The 20,714-nt window shown below is 44.1% G+C and carries 25 protein-coding genes and 1 pseudogene; 13 read left to right on the forward strand and 13 right to left on the reverse strand.

What is annotated here, in order from left to right:
- Positions 1–20: 20 nt before the first annotated feature.
- The 5 genes and pseudogenes from MHI30_RS16910 to MHI30_RS16930 all read left to right on the forward strand — a co-directional run.
- Positions 21–219, forward strand: a pseudogene (locus tag MHI30_RS16910) (ABC transporter permease); the annotation flags it as partial.
- Positions 220–502: 283 nt separating this feature from the next.
- The gene (gene pssA / locus MHI30_RS16915; RefSeq protein WP_020452780.1) at positions 503–1,039 is read left to right on the forward strand and encodes a CDP-diacylglycerol--serine O-phosphatidyltransferase; all 537 of its coding nucleotides are present in this window, start codon (positions 503–505) and stop codon (positions 1,037–1,039) included.
- 6 nt (positions 1,040–1,045) lie between these two features.
- The gene (locus tag MHI30_RS16920; RefSeq protein WP_075751269.1) at positions 1,046–1,528 is read left to right on the forward strand and encodes a DedA family protein; all 483 of its coding nucleotides are present in this window, start codon (positions 1,046–1,048) and stop codon (positions 1,526–1,528) included.
- A gap of 42 nt (positions 1,529–1,570) precedes the next feature.
- Entirely contained in the window at positions 1,571–2,362 is a 792-nt protein-coding gene (locus MHI30_RS16925; protein WP_075751270.1) for a phosphatidylserine decarboxylase, read from the forward strand.
- 273 nt (positions 2,363–2,635) lie between these two features.
- Positions 2,636–3,976 (forward strand): 2-hydroxycarboxylate transporter family protein, encoded by a 1,341-nt coding sequence (locus tag MHI30_RS16930; protein ID WP_075751272.1) that lies wholly within the window; start codon positions 2,636–2,638, stop codon positions 3,974–3,976.
- 59 nt (positions 3,977–4,035) lie between these two features.
- Here the strand turns inward: MHI30_RS16930 and MHI30_RS16935 are convergent, their stop codons facing one another.
- The gene (locus tag MHI30_RS16935; RefSeq protein WP_041817304.1) at positions 4,036–4,269 is read right to left on the reverse strand and encodes a hypothetical protein; all 234 of its coding nucleotides are present in this window, start codon (positions 4,267–4,269) and stop codon (positions 4,036–4,038) included.
- A gap of 244 nt (positions 4,270–4,513) precedes the next feature.
- Here MHI30_RS16935 and MHI30_RS16940 point away from each other — a divergent pair, with 244 nt between their 5' ends.
- The 7 genes from MHI30_RS16940 to mnhG are packed head-to-tail and all read left to right on the forward strand — an operon-like array spanning position 4,514 to position 10,280.
- A complete protein-coding gene (locus MHI30_RS16940) occupies positions 4,514–6,916 on the forward strand; it encodes a Na+/H+ antiporter subunit A (protein ID WP_075751273.1) in 2,403 nt (800 codons plus the stop codon).
- A complete protein-coding gene (locus tag MHI30_RS16945) occupies positions 6,913–7,344 on the forward strand; it encodes a Na(+)/H(+) antiporter subunit B (RefSeq protein WP_003184834.1) in 432 nt (143 codons plus the stop codon). The genes MHI30_RS16940 and MHI30_RS16945 overlap by 4 nt, the downstream gene beginning before the upstream one ends.
- Positions 7,344–7,685: a Na(+)/H(+) antiporter subunit C gene (locus MHI30_RS16950; RefSeq protein ID WP_043929148.1), complete on the forward strand. Its 342-nt coding sequence runs from the start codon at positions 7,344–7,346 to the stop codon at positions 7,683–7,685. The genes MHI30_RS16945 and MHI30_RS16950 overlap by 1 nt, the downstream gene beginning before the upstream one ends.
- Entirely contained in the window at positions 7,678–9,156 is a 1,479-nt protein-coding gene (locus MHI30_RS16955) for a Na+/H+ antiporter subunit D (protein ID WP_075751274.1), read from the forward strand. The genes MHI30_RS16950 and MHI30_RS16955 overlap by 8 nt, the downstream gene beginning before the upstream one ends.
- A 5-nt stretch (positions 9,157–9,161) precedes the next feature.
- Positions 9,162–9,638 carry a Na+/H+ antiporter subunit E gene (locus tag MHI30_RS16960; RefSeq protein WP_075751275.1) on the forward strand — a complete coding sequence of 159 codons (477 nt, stop codon included), beginning with the start codon at positions 9,162–9,164 and terminating at the stop codon, positions 9,636–9,638.
- Positions 9,638–9,922, forward strand: a complete 285-nt coding sequence (locus MHI30_RS16965; protein WP_075751276.1) for a Na(+)/H(+) antiporter subunit F1 — start codon at positions 9,638–9,640, stop codon at positions 9,920–9,922. Before MHI30_RS16960 ends, MHI30_RS16965 begins: the two co-directional genes overlap by 1 nt.
- Positions 9,906–10,280 carry a monovalent cation/H(+) antiporter subunit G gene (gene mnhG, locus MHI30_RS16970; RefSeq protein WP_075751277.1) on the forward strand — a complete coding sequence of 125 codons (375 nt, stop codon included), beginning with the start codon at positions 9,906–9,908 and terminating at the stop codon, positions 10,278–10,280. Before MHI30_RS16965 ends, mnhG begins: the two co-directional genes overlap by 17 nt.
- Before the next feature lie 39 nt (positions 10,281–10,319).
- Here the strand turns inward: mnhG and MHI30_RS16975 are convergent, their stop codons facing one another.
- The 6 genes from MHI30_RS16975 to degQ all read right to left on the reverse strand — a co-directional run bounded on the left by MHI30_RS16975 (position 10,320) and on the right by degQ (position 15,169).
- Positions 10,320–10,709 (reverse strand): hotdog fold thioesterase, encoded by a 390-nt coding sequence (locus tag MHI30_RS16975; protein WP_075751278.1) that lies wholly within the window; start codon positions 10,707–10,709, stop codon positions 10,320–10,322.
- A 16-nt stretch (positions 10,710–10,725) separates the two neighbouring features.
- Complete coding sequence (locus tag MHI30_RS16980) at positions 10,726–11,364, reverse strand: response regulator transcription factor (protein WP_075751279.1); 639 nt, start codon at positions 11,362–11,364, stop codon at positions 10,726–10,728.
- A gap of 86 nt (positions 11,365–11,450) precedes the next feature.
- Complete coding sequence (locus MHI30_RS16985) at positions 11,451–13,766, reverse strand: sensor histidine kinase (RefSeq protein WP_075751280.1); 2,316 nt, start codon at positions 13,764–13,766, stop codon at positions 11,451–11,453.
- A 20-nt stretch (positions 13,767–13,786) separates the two neighbouring features.
- Positions 13,787–13,957, reverse strand: a complete 171-nt coding sequence (gene comX / locus MHI30_RS16990) for a competence pheromone ComX (RefSeq protein WP_075751281.1) — start codon at positions 13,955–13,957, stop codon at positions 13,787–13,789.
- Entirely contained in the window at positions 13,941–14,840 is a 900-nt protein-coding gene (locus tag MHI30_RS16995) for a polyprenyl synthetase family protein (RefSeq protein WP_075751282.1), read from the reverse strand. The genes comX and MHI30_RS16995 overlap by 17 nt, the downstream gene beginning before the upstream one ends.
- Before the next feature lie 188 nt (positions 14,841–15,028).
- On the reverse strand, positions 15,029–15,169 hold the full coding sequence (gene degQ / locus MHI30_RS17000; RefSeq protein ID WP_003184860.1) for a degradation enzyme regulation protein DegQ: 141 nt from the start codon (positions 15,167–15,169) through the stop codon (positions 15,029–15,031).
- A 485-nt stretch (positions 15,170–15,654) separates the two neighbouring features.
- On the opposite strand from degQ, the gene MHI30_RS17005 reads away from it, so the two are divergent.
- Positions 15,655–16,002, forward strand: a complete 348-nt coding sequence (locus MHI30_RS17005) for a hypothetical protein (protein WP_256700590.1) — start codon at positions 15,655–15,657, stop codon at positions 16,000–16,002.
- 41 nt (positions 16,003–16,043) lie between these two features.
- On the opposite strand, the gene MHI30_RS17010 is transcribed toward MHI30_RS17005, so the two are convergent.
- From MHI30_RS17010 to MHI30_RS17035, 6 genes are all read right to left on the reverse strand, one after another.
- Entirely contained in the window at positions 16,044–17,264 is a 1,221-nt protein-coding gene (locus tag MHI30_RS17010; RefSeq protein ID WP_075751284.1) for an HDOD domain-containing protein, read from the reverse strand.
- Positions 17,265–17,438: 174 nt separating this feature from the next.
- A complete protein-coding gene (locus tag MHI30_RS17015; RefSeq protein WP_023856157.1) occupies positions 17,439–18,908 on the reverse strand; it encodes a nicotinate phosphoribosyltransferase in 1,470 nt (489 codons plus the stop codon).
- 17 nt (positions 18,909–18,925) lie between these two features.
- A complete protein-coding gene (locus MHI30_RS17020; RefSeq protein ID WP_026580053.1) occupies positions 18,926–19,477 on the reverse strand; it encodes an isochorismatase family cysteine hydrolase in 552 nt (183 codons plus the stop codon).
- A gap of 182 nt (positions 19,478–19,659) precedes the next feature.
- Positions 19,660–20,061, reverse strand: a complete 402-nt coding sequence (locus MHI30_RS17025) for a YueI family protein (protein ID WP_075751285.1) — start codon at positions 20,059–20,061, stop codon at positions 19,660–19,662.
- 93 nt (positions 20,062–20,154) lie between these two features.
- Positions 20,155–20,403, reverse strand: coding sequence for a YueH family protein (locus MHI30_RS17030; RefSeq protein ID WP_075751286.1), 249 nt, complete (start codon positions 20,401–20,403; stop codon positions 20,155–20,157).
- Between the two features lie 73 nt (positions 20,404–20,476).
- Positions 20,477–20,698: a spore germination protein gene (locus tag MHI30_RS17035; protein WP_075751287.1), complete on the reverse strand. Its 222-nt coding sequence runs from the start codon at positions 20,696–20,698 to the stop codon at positions 20,477–20,479.
- Positions 20,699–20,714: the final 16 nt, after the last annotated feature.

Raw genomic sequence — 20,714 nt, forward strand, 5'->3', positions numbered from 1 at the left:
ACAGCGGGCGGTTTTTTGTGACGGTCACGCTTGACTTCTCGCATGCCGCCATTGCCGGACAAAGATTTATCGCGCTCGCTGCGCTTAGGTTCGGAAAATGGAACCCGATCGAATCCGCCCTGTTCTTCGGCTTCGCTCAAAGCTATAAACAGCATCGGGTCCACGCTTCCCTTCTTCAAAGAAATACCAAGCGTCTGCATGCTGATTGCGCCTTGCGTTTGATCATTCCCGCGCTGGCCGGATTTATCGGCTTATATTAAAGGAAAACGACAACCGAACGATAGAATAAGAGAGCGTCTGCTCTCTTATTCATTTTTTGTTACCTTAACAAAATATAAATTTTTTTGATGTCGCCAGTGTCTTTACCACTTTTATGGTATGATGAAAAAGTCTGGTTATCAATCATTTCAGGAATTTTATTGCAGACAGGAAGCAAATCGTATACAATTTAATATTGTTTAATTTCTATATAAAACGTTTTTATTTAAAGGATGCGAAAACATTGAATAAATCAGTCATACCTTCTTTAATTACGATTGGAAACTTTGTTTCGGGCATCTCTTCAATATTGCTTGCATTCAGAGGGTATTTATTCTTAGCCATTATATTTGTTCTGATCGGCGCTATCTTGGACAGCCTTGACGGCATGGCCGCGCGCAGATTAAATGCCGTCAGCCCGTTTGGAAAAGAATTAGATTCTTTGTCTGATATTATCACTTTCGGAGTCGCCCCGGCCATCATCACCTATTCAATCGTTTTTTATGATGCTCCGATCTTAGGCCTTCCTTCGACATTGTTATTCCCTGTTTGCGGAGCGCTTCGGCTGGCGCGATTTAATATTCAATCAGAGAACCAGGATTATTTTACAGGCCTTCCGATCACCGCAGCCGGAACAATTCTGGTTTGCTTAAACCTTTTATCAGAGATCCTTGGCAAAAAGCCGTACATTTTGATTATGCTGTTCCTGTCCTTTCTCATGGTCAGCAAAATCAAAGTCATCAGCCTGAAGGGGAAAAAACTATTGAAGAAAGTGAGCTAGTTTTTCATGGAGTTGGCAAAAGAATTGATTTCCCAATACGGGTATTTTGCGATATTCGGGATGCTTGTTCTCGGAATTGTAGGCCTGCCGATACCCGATGAAGTCATGATGACATTTGTCGGTTATCTGTCTTCTATTCATCTATTAAACTATGAGATGTCTCTTTTGATCAGTTTTTCAGGTGCGGTATCAGGGATGCTCATCAGTTACTTTCTAGGGAAGAAAATCGGGAAACCGCTGCTCGATAAGTTCGGGAAATGGATCGGTCTGACGCCGAAAAGACTGGACACCGTGCACCGCTGGTTTGAAAAATACGGCCCGTGGACGATTCTTTTCGGCTACTTTGTTCCCGGAATCCGCCATGTGACATGCTATCTGTCCGGCATGAACGAGATGGACATGAAAAGGTTCCTGATTTATGCCGGATCAGGGGCTTTTATTTGGTGTCTCGTTTTTATTACGATCGGATACACCATCGGCGTGATTTAAATACCGCTTCCATCCCGCGTGATCAGTAAAGGAGTGAACAGCTTGAAAAAGCGGCTTTACCGGTTTTTGATCGAGTTGACAAATAAAAAGGGCATGTCACGGATGCTGAAAAAGTTTGCTCAGTCAAAGCTCAGCAAACCTCTCATCCCCTCCTATATCAAAACCTTTCATATCAATACAGAAGAGATGCTTGAAGATGTCCGCTCTTTTAACAGCCTGCATGAGCTGTTCATCAGAAAATTAAAGAGCGGTGCACGCCCCCTTCCCGCTGATCCAAACAGCCTGGTCAGCCCTGTGGACGGAGTCATCGAAGAAATGGGCGCCATCACCCGTGACAAGCAATTTACCGTCAAACAAAAGCTCTATTCCGTAGAAGAAATGATCGGACGATCCGAGATCGTGAACCGCTATATCGGCGGAACCTATATCATTATCTATTTAAGCCCGAGGGACTACCACAGAATTCACAGCCCGGCTGACGGTACACTTGAAACGCAATATTCGCTGGGAAGCACGTCTTACCCCGTGAATCAAATCGGTTTGACATACGGGAAATCGCCGCTGACAAAAAACTACCGGATGATTTCCGAATTTAAGCACCAATATGGGTCCGCACTGCTTGTGAAGGTGGGGGCTATGTATATTAACTCGATCGTGATGCTCCAGGAGTCAAAAGAATGGCGCCAAGGCGACGAAATCGCATATTTCTCTTTCGGCTCGACCGTAATTCTGCTGTTTGAAAAGGATACCTTTATTCCTGATGAGCGCCTTCACCCCTCTCTTCAAGTGAAAATGGGAGAGGTGTTAGGATCTCTTGCCAAAAGAAAATCATAATGCAAAAACCCCCGAAAACAGCTTCGGGGTTTTTTTAATTGCTGCTTTAAAAAAGCTTTCTCCCCGGACAGAGAATTCCCTTTTTTCACCTGGATACAGCTTCCTAATAAACCAAAAAACCTATAAATTGATCGAAACCAAGCAGATTCCTCCTCTTTTTCCGCTCTCTTTCGCTTTAATTTAATTATCAATCGATTATTTTAATTTAAAAAACGCACAGAATTGACACTTTTCTTCTACAATTGAACACATACAAACATGGGGGTGTTTTTGATGGAAGCAGCAAAAGATTTGAAACCGATTACAAATCACGGTCATAAAGAAAATAAAAATTTTTTCCAGAAGTTGATCAATTGGAAAATCGGCGTGATTCCGTTTCCGCTATACATTGCGCTTGCGCTGATTATTTTTCTGGCAGCTTACTTTAACGAATTGCCGAATGACATGCTTGGCGGTTTCGCGGTCATTATGATTCTCGGTATTTTTCTCGGGGATGTCGGACAGCGTATTCCGATTTTAAAAGATATCGGCGGACCTGCCATTCTCTCGCTGTTTGTTCCGTCGTTTTTAGTCTTTTTCAAAGTGCTTAACCCCGCATCTATGGAAGCGGTTACGACTTTGATGAAAACGTCGAATTTTCTGTATTTCTACATCGCATGTTTAGTCGCGGGAAGTATTTTAGGGATGCATCGCACGGTTCTGATTCAAGGTTTTATGAGAATGTTCGTTCCGTTGTTGGCCGGGACGGTCGCAGCGGTTGCCGCCGGTATTCTCGTCGGTCTGTTGTTTGGCTACAGCCCTTATGAAGCTTTCTTCTTTATTATTGTACCGATTATTGCCGGAGGCATCGGCGAAGGAATCCTGCCGCTGTCACTCGCTTACTCGCAAATTTTGGGACAATCCACCGATGTATTTGTTTCACAGCTCATTCCGGCCGCTATTATCGGAAACGTCGTTGCCATCATCTCAGCCGGACTGATGAAAAAGCTTGGCGAAAAGCGTCCTGAACTGAACGGTAACGGCAGGCTCGTCAAATCGAAAAAAGACGATGAAATTTTCAACCAAAAAGAAGAGGAGCCGAAAATCGATTTAAAATTAATGGGTGCCGGCGTTTTAATCGCATGTTCCTTCTTCATTTTCGGCGGTTTGGTCTCCAAGTTCATCGCAATTCCGGGAGCGATCCTGATGATCATCGCGGCGGCTGCCGTAAAATATGCAAAGCTTCTGCCTGCAAGCATGGAAAAAGGCGCACACCAGCTTTACAAATTCATGTCATCAAGCTTCACTTGGCCGCTGATGGTCGGGCTCGGCATTCTTTACATCCCGCTTGATGATGTGGCGTCCGTTATTTCCCTGCGCTTCATCGCCGTCTGCGCTTCAGTCGTCATTGCCATGGTGACATCAGGCTACTTTGTCGGAAAATTAATGAACATGTACCCTGTTGAATCAGCGATTGTCACTGGCTGTCACAGCGGTCTCGGCGGTACGGGGGACGTGGCCATTCTTTCGGCTTCAGGCCGGATGGGGCTGATGCCGTTTGCGCAAATCTCAACGCGTCTCGGCGGGGCAGCAACCGTCATTATGGCGACCGTTTTACTAAGGTTCTTCACGTAAGGGCCGCATAAAAAAACAAAAAGGAGTCTGATCTATACGATCGGATTCCTTTTTTGTTTTCAGCGTTTCTCAACTCTGATATATTCTCTCGGTTTAAAGGGAGCTCTTTCTTTTCCCGTTAAGGACTGATCTTCCGCTCCCGTCTGGAGCGGCGTGTAATCCCCGCGGAATTGAGGGCCTTCGTCCGTTCCTATCCCCGGAGTCTGTTCACGCGTCATTTCCCTGTTGATCATAAACGCTCCCGCAAAAAGCGAACAAAATAAACTTAAGCTGACAAAAGCTTTCCTTCTCATCTTTCATCACCTCAAATTCATCTTGTTCAAAAAAACTTTCCATTATACAAATGCCGCATTTTTTGTTAAAATTGTTTTCAGGTTCATAAGACCGCATAAACCGCGGTTACCATGAGATCATGCAGCCGATTAAAATTTGAGTTATAATTTGTCTAGGTCACCAGTTCTAAAAAAGTACATAACGTTTGAAAATTTTAGTATGGAACAGAATGTATTTATACATGCTACTTTAAGGGAGGTTAATATGACGGCTTTACATATTGCAATTTTATCGCCTTTTGCACTCGCCTTTTTGATTCCGCTATTGGCGAAAAACGTCAGAAAGATTCATACAGGCTGGTTTGTCCTGGTTCTTCCTGTTCTATTATTTATTTATTTTTTCCGCATGATCAACATGACGGCGGATGGCGGAACATTAAAGGCTGTACTGGAATGGATTCCGTCTTTTGGCATTAACTTTACCGCATACGTTGACGGACTCGGATTGCTATTCGCCCTTCTGATTACAGGGATAGGGTCTTTGGTTGTCCTTTACAGCATCTATTATCTATCTAAAGAAAGAGAGCAGCTCGGACCGTTTTATGTTTATCTGCTCATGTTCATGGGGGCAATGCTCGGCGTTGTTCTCGTTGATAACGTCATTGTACTTTATTTATTTTGGGAATTGACCAGCATATCGTCTTTTTTGCTCATCGGCTATTGGTACAAGCGGGAAAAATCAAGATACGGCGCGACGAAATCGATGCTTATCACCATTTTCGGCGGTCTTTCCATGCTTGGAGGCTTCATTCTTCTTTACACGATTACGGGTTCATTCTCGATCAGAGAAATGATCAACCAAGTTGATTTAATTTCGGGTCACGGCTTTTTCATTCCGGCTCTCGTGCTGGTGTTAATCGGAGCCTTCACTAAATCTGCGCAGTTCCCTTTTTACATCTGGCTTCCGGACGCGATGGAAGCACCAACGCCTGTAAGTGCTTACCTGCACTCCGCCACGATGGTAAAAGCGGGAATTTATATCGTTGCAAGATTCACCCCTGTGTTCGCTTTTTCCGGGGAATGGTTTTGGATCGTGTCCCTCACGGGGATTGTCACACTTTTCTGGGGTTCATTCAACGCCGTCAAGCAGACTGATCTGAAATCGATACTTGCCTTTTCTACGGTCAGCCAGCTCGGAATGATCATGTCGATGCTCGGCGTCGGAGCCGCGGCTCTGCACTATCAAAATTTTGAATACTATATGGTTGCAGTAATCGCCGCCGTTTTTCACCTGATCAACCATGCGACATTCAAAGGCAGCCTGTTCATGGCGGTCGGAATCATCGATCATGAAACGGGAACGAGGGATATCCGCAAGCTCGGCGGACTGATGACGATCATGCCGATTACGTTTACGATTACGCTGATCGGCGCATTTTCAATGGCTGGTCTGCCGCCGTTCAACGGCTTTTTGAGCAAGGAAATGTTTTTCACAAGCATGCTCAGGATTACGAACTTTAACTTGTATAACGCCGACACATGGAGTTTTCTGCTTCCTGTTCTGGCTTGGATCGGAAGCGTGTTTACGTTCATTTACTGCATGGTTCTGCTGTTTAAAACGTTCGGGGGGAAATATCAGCCCGAAAAACTTGAAAAACAAGCGCATGAGGCTCCACTCGGTATGCTGATTTCGCCGATTGTCCTCGTCTCTCTCGTGGTGATTTTTTTCTTTTTCCCGAACATTCTGTCATACAGCATCATTGAACCTGCTGCATCGTCGATTATGCCGACTCTTTTGGACGGAGACGAAAAATTCAAGGTTCATATTTACATGTGGCACGGCTTTTCACCTGAACTCTACATGACAATCGGCGTCGTTGCTCTCGGAGTTCTCGCCTATTTGACCTTGTCAAAATGGCGGAAGGTCTACGGCCTCTTCCCGGAAAAACTGACGCTCAACAAACTGTACGACAGCTCGCTGTCTGGGCTTGAAAAAGGCTCCAACAAGATTACAAGAACATATATGACCGGGTTTCTTCGCGATTATCTCGTCTATGTTTTTGTCTTCTTTATCGTGATCATCGGCGGATCGCTCGCTGTTACCGGAGGTTTTTCTTACGATGTGAAAGGCAATGCTTCAATCGGCATCTATGAGCTTGTGCTTTCAGCCGTCATGATTGCCGCAACATTTACCACCGTTTTCGCAAGATCAAGACTGACGGCGATTATCGGGCTCGGCGTCATCGGCTACACGCTCGCGCTGTTCTTCGTCATTTTCAGAGCGCCGGATCTCGCGCTGACACAGCTGATCATTGAAACGATTTCAGTCGCATTGTTCCTGCTTTGCTTCTATCATTTGCCGAAGCTCAGATTCAAGCCGAAGTCGGCTAAGTTCAGGGTCACAAATGCGCTTGTCTCGGTCGGGGTCGGAACTGTTGTGACGCTGCTCGCACTTTCTGCAAACAGCCAGCGCTCCCTTGAAAGCATCGCATCGTATTTTATTGAAAACAGCTATAAACTCGCAGGCGGCCACAATATCGTCAACGTGATATTGGTCGACTTCAGGGGATTTGATACATTGTTTGAAATTACCGTACTTGTCATAGCCGCTTTAGGAATATACGGCATGATCAGGCTCAGAATGGGGAAAGGAGGGGAAGAGCATTGAAAAAGGTTCAGACGAATGATGTGATCCTGCAAACCGTTACAAAGATTGCATCCTTTATCATTCTGCTCTTTTCTTTCCATCTGTTTTTTGCCGGCCATAATAACCCGGGCGGCGGTTTTATCGGCGGATTGATGACGGCGTCTTCGCTCGTCCTTCTGCTGCTTGCCTATGATTTAAAAACGGTGCAGAACATTTTGCCCGTCAACTTTATCTATGTGGCGGCCGTCGGCTTATTCATTTCCGTTTCCACCGGAATCGGCTCATTTTTATTCGGCGCTCAGTTTCTTTCCCACGCGTTTGATTACTTTAACCTTCCGCTCTTGGGGAAAACGGAGCTTGCCACCGCGGTATTGTTTGATATCGGGGTTTATCTCGTAGTGGTCGGCGTGACCATGACCATTATTCAGACGATTGGGGAGAGAGAATAATGGAGATTTTAATGTCTTTTATTGTAGGAATTTTGTTTATGGCGGCGACATATCTCTTGCTTTCAAAAAGCCTTCTGAGGGTGATTATCGGAACTGCCGTTCTCAGCCATGGCGTCCACCTGCTTTTGCTGACAATGGGAGGGTTAAAAAAAGGAGCGCCCCCCATTTTAAATGAAGAGTCGTCATCCTATGTCGACCCTCTCCCTCAGGCGTTGATTTTAACGGCGATCGTCATTGCTTTCGGGGTCACCTCGTTTCTCCTGGTCATGGCTTTCCGCGCCTACCAAGAGCTGAAAATGGATGATATGGATCAAATGAGGGGAAATGATCAACATGAATAATCTTGTAATTCTGCCAATACTGATTCCTTTAATGGCCGCAGTTCTGCTCATCTTTATGAACAAGTCGATCGTGCTGATGCGTGCATTCAGCGCCATATCTTCCATTGCGGCGATCGCTGCGGCCGCTGTTCTTGTGCAGACCGTCTATACGGACGGAATCCAGACCTTGTATCTCGGCGGGTGGAAGCCGCCGTTCGGAATCAGCCTTGTCGCTGATCAATTCGCCAGCCTTCTGGCGTTAACGACAGCCATTATCGGATTTCTGACGATTCTTTATTCGTTTCGCTCCATCGGTGAAAAACGCGAGCGTTTCTTTTATTATCCCGCGGTCCAGTTCCTGCTTGCCGGAGTTAGCGGCGCTTTCTTGACCGGGGACTTGTTTAACCTGTTCGTATTTTTTGAGGTTCTCCTGATGGCTTCGTATGTGCTGATCGTCATTGGCGGCACGAAGATTCAGCTGCGGGAATCTCTGAAGTACATCGTCTTTAACATTATCTCTTCCGCCCTATTTGTCATCGGAGTCGCTTATTTATATGCGGTGACGGGCACATTAAACATGGCGGACTTGAGCGTTCGGATCAGTGAATCGGGCCAAACCGGACTGATCACGGTCATCGCTGTTTTATTTTTGATCGTCTTCGGTTTAAAAGGCGGCATTTTCCCGCTGTATTTCTGGATGCCTGGTTCTTATTATGCGCCGCCTGCCGCTGTGTCCGCACTGTTTGGCGCACTTCTGACCAAAGTCGGCCTGTACGCGATCACAAGGGTGTTTACATTAATTTTCACCCAAGACGCGGCTTTTACTCATCAATTAATGGTCTGGCTTGCGGCCCTTACGATCATCTTCGGTGTCATCGGCTCGATCGCCTACTGGGATGTTCAAAAAATCATTATCTACAATATTGTGACGGCGGTCGGTGTGATCTTGTTCGGTATCGCCGCCAATACGCCGGCTTCGATCGAAGGATCTGTCTACTATCTGATTCATGACATGATCATTAAAGGAGCGCTGTTTATGCTTGGCGGAGCGCTTTTTGCCCTGACAGGAACAAACAACCTGAAAAAAATGAGCGGCCTGATCAAAAACCATCCGGTGCTCGGCTGGATGTTTATGATTTCAGCCGTTTCATTGGCAGGGGTTCCTCCTTTCAGCGGATTCATCGGCAAGCTGAAAATTGCAGAGGGCGGCTTTCTAAGCGGTGAATTCGTGATTACGCTGCTGATGCTTTTATCCAGTCTGCTCGTCTTGTATTCCGTCATGAAAATATTTATCAACGGCTTCTGGGGGGATGAACAGGAAGATGCTCCGGCCAAAAGACCGCTAAAAGGCTATATGTATCCGGCAGCGGTACTGCTCTTTCTGTCGCTTGCCATCGGACTCGGAACCGAGCTTATCGCGCCGTATTTCCATCAGGCGGCTGATACACTCGTCAACCCCGAAAAATATATTGAAGCCGTTTTGAAGGAGTAGATCGCATGGCATTACAAATATTGTTGAATTTTATTCTTGCGTTGTGCTGGATGTTTCTGAACAATGACTACACCGCTGCCGGGTTTGTCGTCGGTTATGTGATCGGATTATTCTCGCTCTTTCTGATGAGGCGTTTTTTCCGCCGCCGCTTTTACTTGATTAACATTTGGGCGATCATCAAACTGCTGTTTATTTTTATTAAAGAGCTCGTTCTCGCAAACGTCAGCGTATTAAAGACGATCTTATCCCCAAGGTTAAAAAATAAGCCCGGCATATTCGCCTTCAAGACAGACCTTAAAGCAGACTGGGAAATCACGACATTGGCGAACCTGATTACGCTGACACCGGGCACATTGGTCGTCGATATCTCCGATGACCGTTCGATTCTTTATATTCATGCGGTCGATATCGATGATGCCGAGAAAGCCATCAATGATATCCGCATTTCGTTTGAAGAGGCGATTAAGGAGGTAAGCCGCTGATGTTTGAATTAATTTTGCAATTGTCACTCGGCATTTTGGCGGTCTCCACTTTTCTGTATGTCCTGAGGGTCATTAAAGGGCCGAGCATCCCGGACAGAGTGGTGGCGCTTGATGCGATCGGCATCAACCTGATCGGAATTACGGCTCTCGTGTCCATCCTGTTAAATACGACAGCATATTTGGAAGTCATCCTCTTGATCGGTATTCTGGCCTTTATCGGCACCGTCGCATTTTCTAAATTCCTTGAGAAAGGAGAGATTATCGAAAATGATCGAAGCCGCTAAATTGCTTATCGCCGTTTTGGTCCTTCTTGGCGCACTGATATCGTTAGCCGCTTCCTTTGGAACGCTGCGGCTGCCTGACGTATACTCAAGAATCCACGCCGCTTCTAAAGGAGCGACATTGGGGATCATCAGCGTGCTGCTCGGCGTATTCTTTTACTTCTGGTTTCTGCACGGCTTCATTACGGCCAAAGTGCTGCTCGGTATCGTCTTTGTATTTCTGACGTCTCCTGTAGGCGCCCACCTGATCGCAAGGGCCGCCTATAATACAGGCGTTAAAATGGAAAAGAAAAGCGTACAGGACGATTATGAAGGCTACAGAAATTTTCTGATTAAAAAGAAGGAAGATTCCTATTTATAAAAAGAAAACTCGCCCGTAAAAGGCGAGTTTTCTTTATGTTTACGATGAAGGACGGCTGATGACCGCCATCGTGCACCTGGACGTGCAAATCAGGCTGTCTTGCTCATCGCGTATTTCAATTTGAAACACCATTGTTGATTTGCCTACATGCAGAGGCGTTGCGACCGCTTTAACCGTTCCATCTTTCACCGATTTAATATGGTTGGCGTTGATCTCAAGCCCGAAGCATGCCTCCTCTTTTGGATCGATATGCTGATATGCCCCGATGCTTGCCACCGTTTCAGCAAGCGCAACGGACGCACCTCCATGCAGATAGCCGAATGGCTGACGCGTTCTTTCATCGACAGGCATGACCGCAACACACCGCTCTTTACTGCATTCCTTCAACTCGATTCCCAACGCTTCAAGAAGTGTATGTTTCGTTTCCATCACAATCGTCCCTTCATCAAAGTACGCCTTCAGATTTCGCGATTAAAACAGCTTCTGTTCGTGATCCTACATTCAGTTTGCTGAATACGGAAGTCAGACTGTATTCGATCGACCGCTTGCTTAAATGAAGCGCATCAGCAATTTCCTGATTTGTATAGCCTTTTTCGACTTCTTTTAAGATCAGGCATTCCCTTTCAGTCAAAAGATCGTGCTGGGTCTGCTGGCTGTTTGACTTCGATTTTTGCTGTGTAATCAGCTGCTTGAAATAATCAAAATCGACGACAATTTTATTATCCAGCACCTGATATATGTACTCTATAATCTTTTCCTTCGATTCCGTTTTGCTGATGGCGCCGTGCATGCCGGAACGAATCGCCTCTTCAAAATAATCTTCGACTTCATAGCCTGTGTAAACGATAATTTTGCATGATGAACACGTCTCAAGGATTTTCTTAGATAGGTCCATGCCGTTGATTTCACCCAAATTTAAATCCATTAAGATCAGGTCATACGCAGAAAAATCATGCTTCTTGAGAAATTGTTCGCTGGCTTCAGGGCTGAGGCAATCGACAACAAAGTCCTGGTTCGTTTCAAGAATTGCCTTCGTCCCCTCCATGACAGCCGGATGATCATCGATCACAAGTAATCTTCTCATAATTTCCTCCCTTTTGCGTAACCTTGCCCTATCACCATTTTATAGAAAAAACTTGGCGGATGCCAAGCAAAAATGTTAACTAAACATTACAATTCCATTTCAATGGCGACCCTGAAGCCTTTCCCTTCTGCTGTCTGTATATCCAGACTGCCGTTCAGCGCGCGGACGCGCTCGCGAATGCCCGACAGCCCCATGCTTGCGCTGTTTTGATAAAGCTTGTCCGGATCAAAACCGATGCCGTCATCTTCATAATGAAGAACCACTTTTTCTTTTATGCAGACAAGCATAATCAAAACCTCATGAGCTTTCGAGTGTTTAACCGCATTGCTTAAAAGCTCCTGCACAATTCTGTACAAATTCAGCTGCGTGTCCAGATCGAGCACCTTTGAGAACCTTTCCGTATTAAGGCGGATCTTATCGATCGATGAGGACTCCTGATGCTGCGCCGCCAGTTTCGAAAGGGCTTTGACCAGTCCGAGATCGTACAACAGCTGCGGCCTCAGCTCCTGGCACGTTTCCCTTGTCGTCTGGATGACGGTGGACATTTGCTCATTCATATTGATGAGCCTTTGCCTGATTTGATTCGTACAGACTTTATCTTTTTCAAAATCAGCCAGAAACATCTCGCTTTGATGCTTCAAGGAAATCATGTCCTGCAGCACAGAATCATGAAGATCACGGGCTAAATCAGATCTCTGCTTCTCTTCAATCGCAAACATCAATTTATTCAGCCACGCCGGATTCGGCCCTTCTTTTTTCACATGTTCCAGATGCTCCATCAGCTCGCCGATTTTCAAGACGTTCTCCAGGGAAACACTCGTATAAAACGCCAGCGTCTCAAGCCACGAAATCTCATCGCGCGTCAGCCTAGGCGTATTTAAAACCGACAAACACAGCATGACATAAGACGTCCCGCCCCGTTCACCGATCTTAATCAAAAATCCGCGGTCGACTTCGACGATTTTGCCGATGTCGGTGATGACCTTGGTTACTTCTTGTTCGTACGGGATCCAAGGTTTTTCTTCTGCATCATTCTCTAGCATCGATACCGATCCATCGTTTTTTACTTTGAGCATATAAATATTATTAACAAGAAGCACGTCCAAAACGATTTGTTTTAACTCCATTAAAACTTGATTTAAAGACGTAAATGTTCGAATGGTTTGAGTAAATTTAAAAATACTATCCTGGTAGTTAAATTTTTCTGAAAAGCGCTTTAGCCGAAAGCGGAAATCAATAATTTCTTTTAAATAGAAAACGCCTACCATGATAAGATATGTAAAGATTGTAACCTGTACTGTAAAAAATTCTCCTTCTTGATGCTTAACAATGGCTAAAATAGTAATAATTAAAGAAGTTGGAATTATAGCTAAAAAACTATAATATTTCAATCGACCAATTAAAAATTCAATATCATATATTTTATTAGACATAAATTGATATACCAAAGATAAAGGAATCAGCAACAGAAACGGGGATACAACAATGGCCGAAAAAATATAATCACCAAAGACCAGCATAGGAAGTACATAGAAAAACAAAAACGGTACCAATGCAATGAAGTTCATCAACATTAATATTTTCAATAAGTAGGACTGTTGAGAATACTTGAATTTAATTAAGGCATATGTAATCAGAATAAAAACAATAACCATCGAAATAAAGAACGACAATAAGTTTATGCTTTTCAGAATACTTCCCTCAAATTCAAATATGTATAAACCAGCTTCAAGTATGAGGTTTATAAATGGTATTAAATAAAGTAAAAAAACTTTATTACTGAAAAATGTTTTCCCTATCTCTTTAAAGTATTGATATATAAAATGTAAGTAGCTAGTTGGAACAGCTAAAAAAGTAAGTATATTTACAAATCTACTAAAAGTGTCACCTCTTGCAACAGCACCTGCACTGACATAAGCTATAGAAGTAATAAGTAGAAATAGGACTAATAAAAATGCTGAAAAGAGATTTTTAGATTTGTTTACTTTAAAAATAAAATACACACAAATTAAACATAAAAAGTAAAAAATCAACGGTATGATAAATATAAAAAAACTGTCATAACTGACTAAATCCAAATACATTAGAGAATCATTCTCAAATACTTTCCCATTTCTTTCAATTGTTAACGTTAAAACGTTTGACAATGTATATTCTTTATCTTTTTTAAATGGAACCTGCTGCCCATTTATTCTATGAATGATATCTCCTTCTTTTAATTCTACATAATCAGCGGCTAAAGTGTGTTTTTTCACTTCCACAACTTCTAGGCTGTGTTCATCAAGGTTTTTCACCTTTAACCCAACTAGATTATTATTAAAACTAAGATAGCAAACATAGAGAACATAAATAAAACTTAACAATATGAGAACTAGTAAAACCTTGTTATAATATGACTTCATTTAGAAATCCCTACTATTCATTATTTGAACCATAAATTAGGGTAAGGACCCCAACCTGCTTCAATTCTTTTAAAACCTTCAATTAAACCGAAAATTTGGTCTTTATCAACACCTATAAGACTGGCTTTACCAGCAATAACCTGTTCCAACACTTCTGGGTGTTCAACCAAAAAACTAACGATCTCCTGCATAAGACTCTCCTCGTATAGACTCGTTTAAAAGCGAAGCCATCAAACGTTCTTTCTCCATATTTCCCAACTTCAGCTCCTCGATTCCCTTCTTAAATTTCTGAATAGCGAGCTGATTCATAACATACATATACTGAGTGACGCCTGCTGCTTTCAATTTCTCTTTATAGCATTTTATTTCTTTATCGGCAATTTTATCCTCAGTTTCAAATGTTTTTAACAAATCAATCGACGGCTGGTTAAATTTTCTTGACAAATATAAGTACGCAAGCGTCCGCTTTTTCTTGGCAATATCGCTTTTTGAATCATAAAAAAGTGCTTTATAATCATTTTCAATTTGTGAAGCAATGCCCAGCTGGTAGGCGTACTTTTCAACCGCCGGGTCAAATTTACCCGTAGCAAGCATCGCTCCCAGCACGCATGGCAAGGCTGTCAGCGACCCGGATTTACGCTTGATCATGTCAAGACACTCATCTTCAGTGGCAGGGCGGTTGCTGAGATCGTCATGCTGTCCCTGCATCGATTGAAGTATATATTCCATCAATTTTTCAAAAAACACCGGTTCTTTCGACACCGAACTGATCACTTTAATGCTTATTGTATAAAGCGCAGTCGCCGCATTCATTGCGACTGAACGGTTGATTTTCATCCAAGGTTCATCGGGGCTGTCTTCATCCTCTAAATCATCGAATATATCAAACGCAAGAATCAAGAGTTCTATGCCCGCTCCAAGCGTTTCCGCCGCATCAGTGTCCGTGCCGCCGAAACTTTGGTAATGATAAAAAGCAAGCTCGCTGAAATGCAACTGGTCCTTTGCATCTAGAAAAGCGTGCAGCGTCCGATTTAAGTCCGCGTTGGGAATCTCAATGTCTATAAAATGATTCATTCTTTGCTTGATTTTACTGTGATCTAGACAAAAAAGCTTAGAGATGGTGCTCCCTCCTTTCTTAATATTTTACTAAATCAAATTCCCGATTGACAGAGCAATTTTTTTATTTAACAATTATATAATAATTTATCCTTTTTTTGGATTCGTTTGCACAAAAAAAAAAGACTTGTCTGAAACAAGTCTTTTTACGAGGTTTTTAGATATGTGTACTTATCGTATTGATCAATGCTTTTGTTAATCTTGCGCAAGGAGTCCTTTGTTTCTCTGATTTCATTTTCAAGCCGCCAAAGCAGTTGTTTTAATTCTTCAATTTGTTGCTTTTCCACCGGTTCCACACTCCTTTTGGAAGATCAATCAATTTGTGTATAGTGAACGAGTCATAGGTATTTGATCTGTTAATACAAGTTTAAAGGGAATTGGTCTATTTTTCACCGAAAAGTTGCATATAAATTCATGCGTTACACCGCAAACTTCAAATAGACCATAACACCCATTTTACACGATTTGCGATTAGTTCACAATTCCTAATGAAACATAAAATTTTAGTTTGTTTTTCAAGGAGTCAAATAAAGATCACTTATAAACCCCTTTAACATCACAAGTTCAGCTGTTTTTTGTTCGTTTTTTGACCTTGAGTCTAAAGTAATAACTAGCCGGGAATAGAAAAACTTGATTGTTCACGGAACGCAGATCGGGTATGCACCACCGAAAAACACGCAATAGACCGACACGCATTTCGGCCCTTTAAAAAAACCATCCCTTCGCCTTACACCGCAAAAACCGCAATTTGACCCGTAATAATTGAAAAGAGGTGTTCATATTGCTTCCGCCTTATTGCTTTTGGATGTATCCATATCAACATGTCCACCGCCGGCAGGTCTATCCCGAAGTTGAAGCCAGCGCCTTTTCACGTTCGGCAAAGGAAGCGGAGGGCTTGATGGCTGACGGACAGAGAATTTTAAGCCGGCTTTCAGCCTCGCGTGCTTTAGCTCACCAAATCATGACGGCTGCCCAAAGCAACCAAAAAAATACCGTCCTTGCCCTGCTCAGGCAAACCGGCGTCCGCAGCCAGCTTGATGCCTCTTTCGATCCCGACGGCATCCGCATCATACTCATCAGCCCCCGCAGCAGAATATTCCTGCTATTGCGTTGGTCTTAGCGCAAAAAAATTCCGGCCCCTAAAAAAGGAGCCGGAATTTTTTATAAAAGTTTTTGACACCAATCAACGGCTTCAAGATAGCATTGATACGCTCCATCTTTTGTTAAGCCTTCTGCTTCTGGCGTGTTGTCTTCCCATTCGTTTCGTTCGATCGATTTTGCAAGCCGCAAGATTTTTCGATAATCGTTTTCTTTGCCGAGCAGTGCTTGTCCTACTTCGTCCGTCAGCGGCAGTTCGCTGATGACTTCCGCCAGTTCTTTGTGCAGCAGTGTATCGATAAATGAAAACATGCCTGTCAGCATATAAGAAGCCGGCTGAGGGCGATTCGTTTTTTTCGCCAGCAATTCGCAAAGCTTCGCGCGGATCAGCGAAATCTTGACGACTTCGTTCTTGCTGGAGTTTTGCTTTTTCGTTAAATCCTTAAATGAGAGGATGAAGATCCACCTTTTGATTTCTTTAAATCCGAGAAGCACGATAGCCTGGCGGATGCTTTTAATCTTTTGAATCGGCCGGTTGGCCGGAGAGTTCAACAGCTTCAGCAGCTGGTAGGAAAGCGACAAATCGCGTTCTATAATATTTGTGACGTTTTCAATATCAGGCTGATCTTCGCTTAATTCATGCAGCAGCTCATAATAAGCATGGAAATGATATGTAATGTCCTGACCGTCAATCACAGCGGGCTCGCTGAAGAAATAGCCTTGAAACAGTTGAAATCCGTCTTTTGCAGCCTGCTCATAATCCTTTCGCGTCTCCACTTTTTCAGCGAGGAACGTCAGACGGTGGTTCCGGCATGATCGAAGGATGCTCTGTCTTTCCTGCCGCGTCGTTTTGAAAAAATCGATCTTCAAAATATCAATGGATGCCAAAAGCTGATGGAGCAAGTCCCTCTCCACTCGATGCTTTAAACAAAAATCATCAAGGGCAATCGTGTAGCCGAGGCTTTTCAAATGCCTGCACCTTTCGATAAGCTCAGGGGTGATCGGCACATCTTCAAGGATTTCTACAACGAGCTGGTCCGGATCAAAATAAGTCGGCAGCCCTGATGCCAAAAGACCTTCGGTAAAATTCACGTAATACCTTTTGCCTTCTGTCAATTTATCGATTCCAATGTTTAAAAAGCTGTTAATCATCAATTCTGTTGTCGCTTGATCACCGTCAATACCGGAAAAAAAGTTTTTCTCGCTTTCCCTGTATAAAAGCTCGTATGCGACAACTTGTTCTTTTCTGTTGAATATTGGCTGTCTGGCAACGAATACCCTCATTCTTCTTCCCCCTAGCGACTGAGGTGCCTTCGCTTTTAAGTATATCAAATAAATGAGCAAATCCCGTCTGCTTAAAAAATCCGCCCAAATATTGAACTTAAATAAAAACAGATAATCCCCGAAGAAATTATCTGTTTCAATCCCCAGTTATATTAAAAACTATCGTTTACAGAGTCAACCTTGATCCAGACCTTTTTTCGCCTTGATTTTCGCTTCGTGAATTTGCTGCATCTTGTTGTTCCAGCAAGCTTCGCTTAAATCGACAGGATATTCTTCGGGCTTGCTGATCCGCTTATACTCTTCCCAAAGCAAACTGAGATTTTCTTGAACATACCGCTTAATATCCTGAATGCTCGGATTCTCATAAACAAGCTCGCCTTTTTCAAAGATCGGCTGGTGAAGGTCTTTCGCATCAAAATTCGTCACAAACTTGCTGATAAACGTATGAACGGGGTGAAACATCTTCAGCCGCTCCTGTTCATTGACCTTTTCATAGTCCAAAGCGATATAATCGCCTTCTGAATGGTGGTTCAGCTGATTGATGATTCTGTACACCTTTTTCAAGCCTGGAGTCGTCACTTTTTCCGGATTCGAAGAAATTTTAATCGTGTCTGCCATCTTTCCGTCTTCTTCGATGGAAACGAGTTTGTAAACCGCGCCGAGAGCCGGCTGATCATAAGCGGTAATCAGCTTTGTGCCGACGCCCCAGACGTCGATTTTTGCGCCCTGGGCTTTCAGGTTCATAATCGTATACTCATCAAGATCGCTTGATGCGACGACTTTTGTATCTGTAAATCCGGCTTCATCCAGCATGGCTCTCGCTTTCTTCGACAAATAGGCGAGGTCTCCGCTGTCCAGGCGGATTCCCGAAAATTCAATTTGATCACCGAATTCCTTCGCCACTTTGATTGCATTTGGAATGCCGGAACGCACCGTATCATATGTATCGACCAAAAAGACACATTTTTTATGGGTTTCCGCATATTTTTTAAATGCCGTGTATTCGTCGCGGTAGGCTTGAACAAGCGCATGGGCGTGCGTGCCCGATACCGGAATGTCAAACCGCTTGCCGGCGCGGACATTGCTTGTCGCGTCGAATCCGCCGATAATCGCGGCCCTTGCTCCCCACATCGCCGCGTCCATTTCATGCGCGCGCCTTGTTCCAAATTCGAGCGCCGTCTCATCTCCGATCACACTTTTGATTCTCGCGGCTTTAGTCGCGATCAATGTTTGGTAATTCACAATGTTGAGCAGAGCCGTCTCAATCAGCTGCGCTTCGGCCAATGGCGCTTCGATCCTCATGATCGGTTCGTTTCCAAACACGATTTCGCCTTCCTGCATGGAATAAAGCGAACCGGTGAATCTCATATCTTTTAAAAAGCTGAGAAAGTCATCTTTGAAGCCCAGCTCTTCTTTTAAATAAACTAAATCGCTTTCAGTGAATCTGAAATCCCGCAAAAATTCAATCGCTTTTTCAAGACCGGCAAAAACGGCAAAACCGCTGTCAAAAGGGAGCTTTCTGAAAAACAGTTCAAATACGGCTTTCTTTTGATCAATGCCGTCGCGCCAATACGTTTCCGCCATATTAATTTGATATAGGTCTGTGTGTAGTGCTAGACTGTCGTCTGTAAAACGGTGTTCCAACCTTCATTTCTCCTTCCTCAATCTGACACTGAGGCTCCCAGGGTGTTTGCAAAATGAGAAAGAGCCCAGTCGTGCCCGTCCGGGTTAAAGCTAGCCACTGCGTTTTGATGAATGACAAGATTAAACCCTTTATTATAAGCGTCTACTGCGGTATGGAGCACGCATATATCTGTGCATACGCCAACGAGGTGCAGTTCTTTAATATCCCTTTCACGAAGCTTCAGCTCGAGGTTTGTCCCGGCAAAAGCAGAGTACCTTGTTTTTTCCATGTAATAGACATTCTGATCATGTTCGTGTTTTCGATAAAGCGCTTCAAGCTTTCCGTATAAATCCTGTCCTGATGTACCTTTTATATTATGTGGAGGAAACAAACGGGTTTCCGGATGATGCGAATCGCCGGCCTCGTGTGAATCGACTGCAAATACGACGTAATCGCCGTTTTGAATAAACGTTTCCGCGAGACGCGTCACGGCGTCTTCGATTTTCCGGCCTGGTTCTCCGCACGTCAGCTTTCCGTCAGCTGCGACAAAGTCATTTGTATAATCTATACATATAAGAGCTTTTTTCATTGCCGCCCTCCCCGCCTTTTGTATGATAGGTAACATTATAACTTATCTAAACGGACAAGTGAATGGCGAATCAAGCGGATATGGCTGCCAAGCCGCGCCAGCAGCGGTTTTTTCTTTTTCAGAAAAAAACAAAAACCGCGGGTTCACACGCCCTGTGGAAGACGCGTGCGAAAACCCGTGCCTCATCTCTTGTTTAAAACCGACTGCTCAAAGATGTCGTCCTGAACATAAATCGATTCTTTCTCTACGGCCTCGCGCGCCGCGAGGACAAGTCCAAGGGGAGTATCCGATTGCTGGTCGGACACGATGGAAAAAGGAACGCCTTGTTTATTGGACTCCTTGATGTAAGGAGATAAATGAGAGTAGTCGATTTCACCGTTCAGCAATAATGTCGCATCCGCTTTTGAGCCAAGCGCATCGATGACTTCGCGGTATGCCTGCGGACGCAGCACTTGTCCTTTAGTCAATGCGATGATGACCCGTTCCCTCAGCGAGCCTAAAAACAGTCTGCGTTCATCCGTCTTCGTTTCGCGTGGTCCATACATTCCCTGCTGTAAATATTGATCCATTGATTGGTCGCTCACGTCTTAGACCCTCCAGTTTATCTTGCTGGCAGCTTGTTTTAAGCTGCGTTTTTTTATCAGTATGCCCATGAAAACAGCGGGCATGAGCCCGGGTTACATTTCAGTCACCCATTGTACAATCTTTTTGGACAGCTCCCCGGCCGCATCCGCTTCAGCCACTTTCGACAATGACCGGTCAAGCTTTTCGGCGAGCTCTGCTTTTTCTTCCTCATAGGAAATCAGCTTACTCCACTCCAGTTGCGGCACAGCCACAAGCGTATGAAATTCCTTTTTATTTTCATGGAGGTAAACGTCTGTGATCATCTGATCTTTGTTCAAGATGTTTGCCTTCCTGATTTTCATCTTTGTCACCTGCCTTATCTATCTTTTTTCCCATTATACTATAAAAAAGAAACAGCCTCTTTAAAAGAGGCTGTTACAGGTTCAATGACTGGGAACCGTCCATCACATCCGCATCTGTGAAGGATGTTTTACTGCTATTGTTTTGAATCAAACCGTAGTCCCCTGTTAAAAATGCACCCGCTCCTCCTCCGGAAACATCCGTGCACTTCGGGGAAATGGCAAACACATCTCCAAAGAAGGCTGCGCTGTCATCAACGACTTGCCTGATAAAAATCGGTCCGACGATCGCCGGCATCTTCACACCTCCGCCA

Origin of the sequence: Bacillus sp. FSL L8-0528 (genome assembly GCF_038593085.1) — a bacterium.
GTDB classification, from domain to species: domain Bacteria; phylum Bacillota; class Bacilli; order Bacillales; family Bacillaceae; genus Bacillus; species Bacillus paralicheniformis.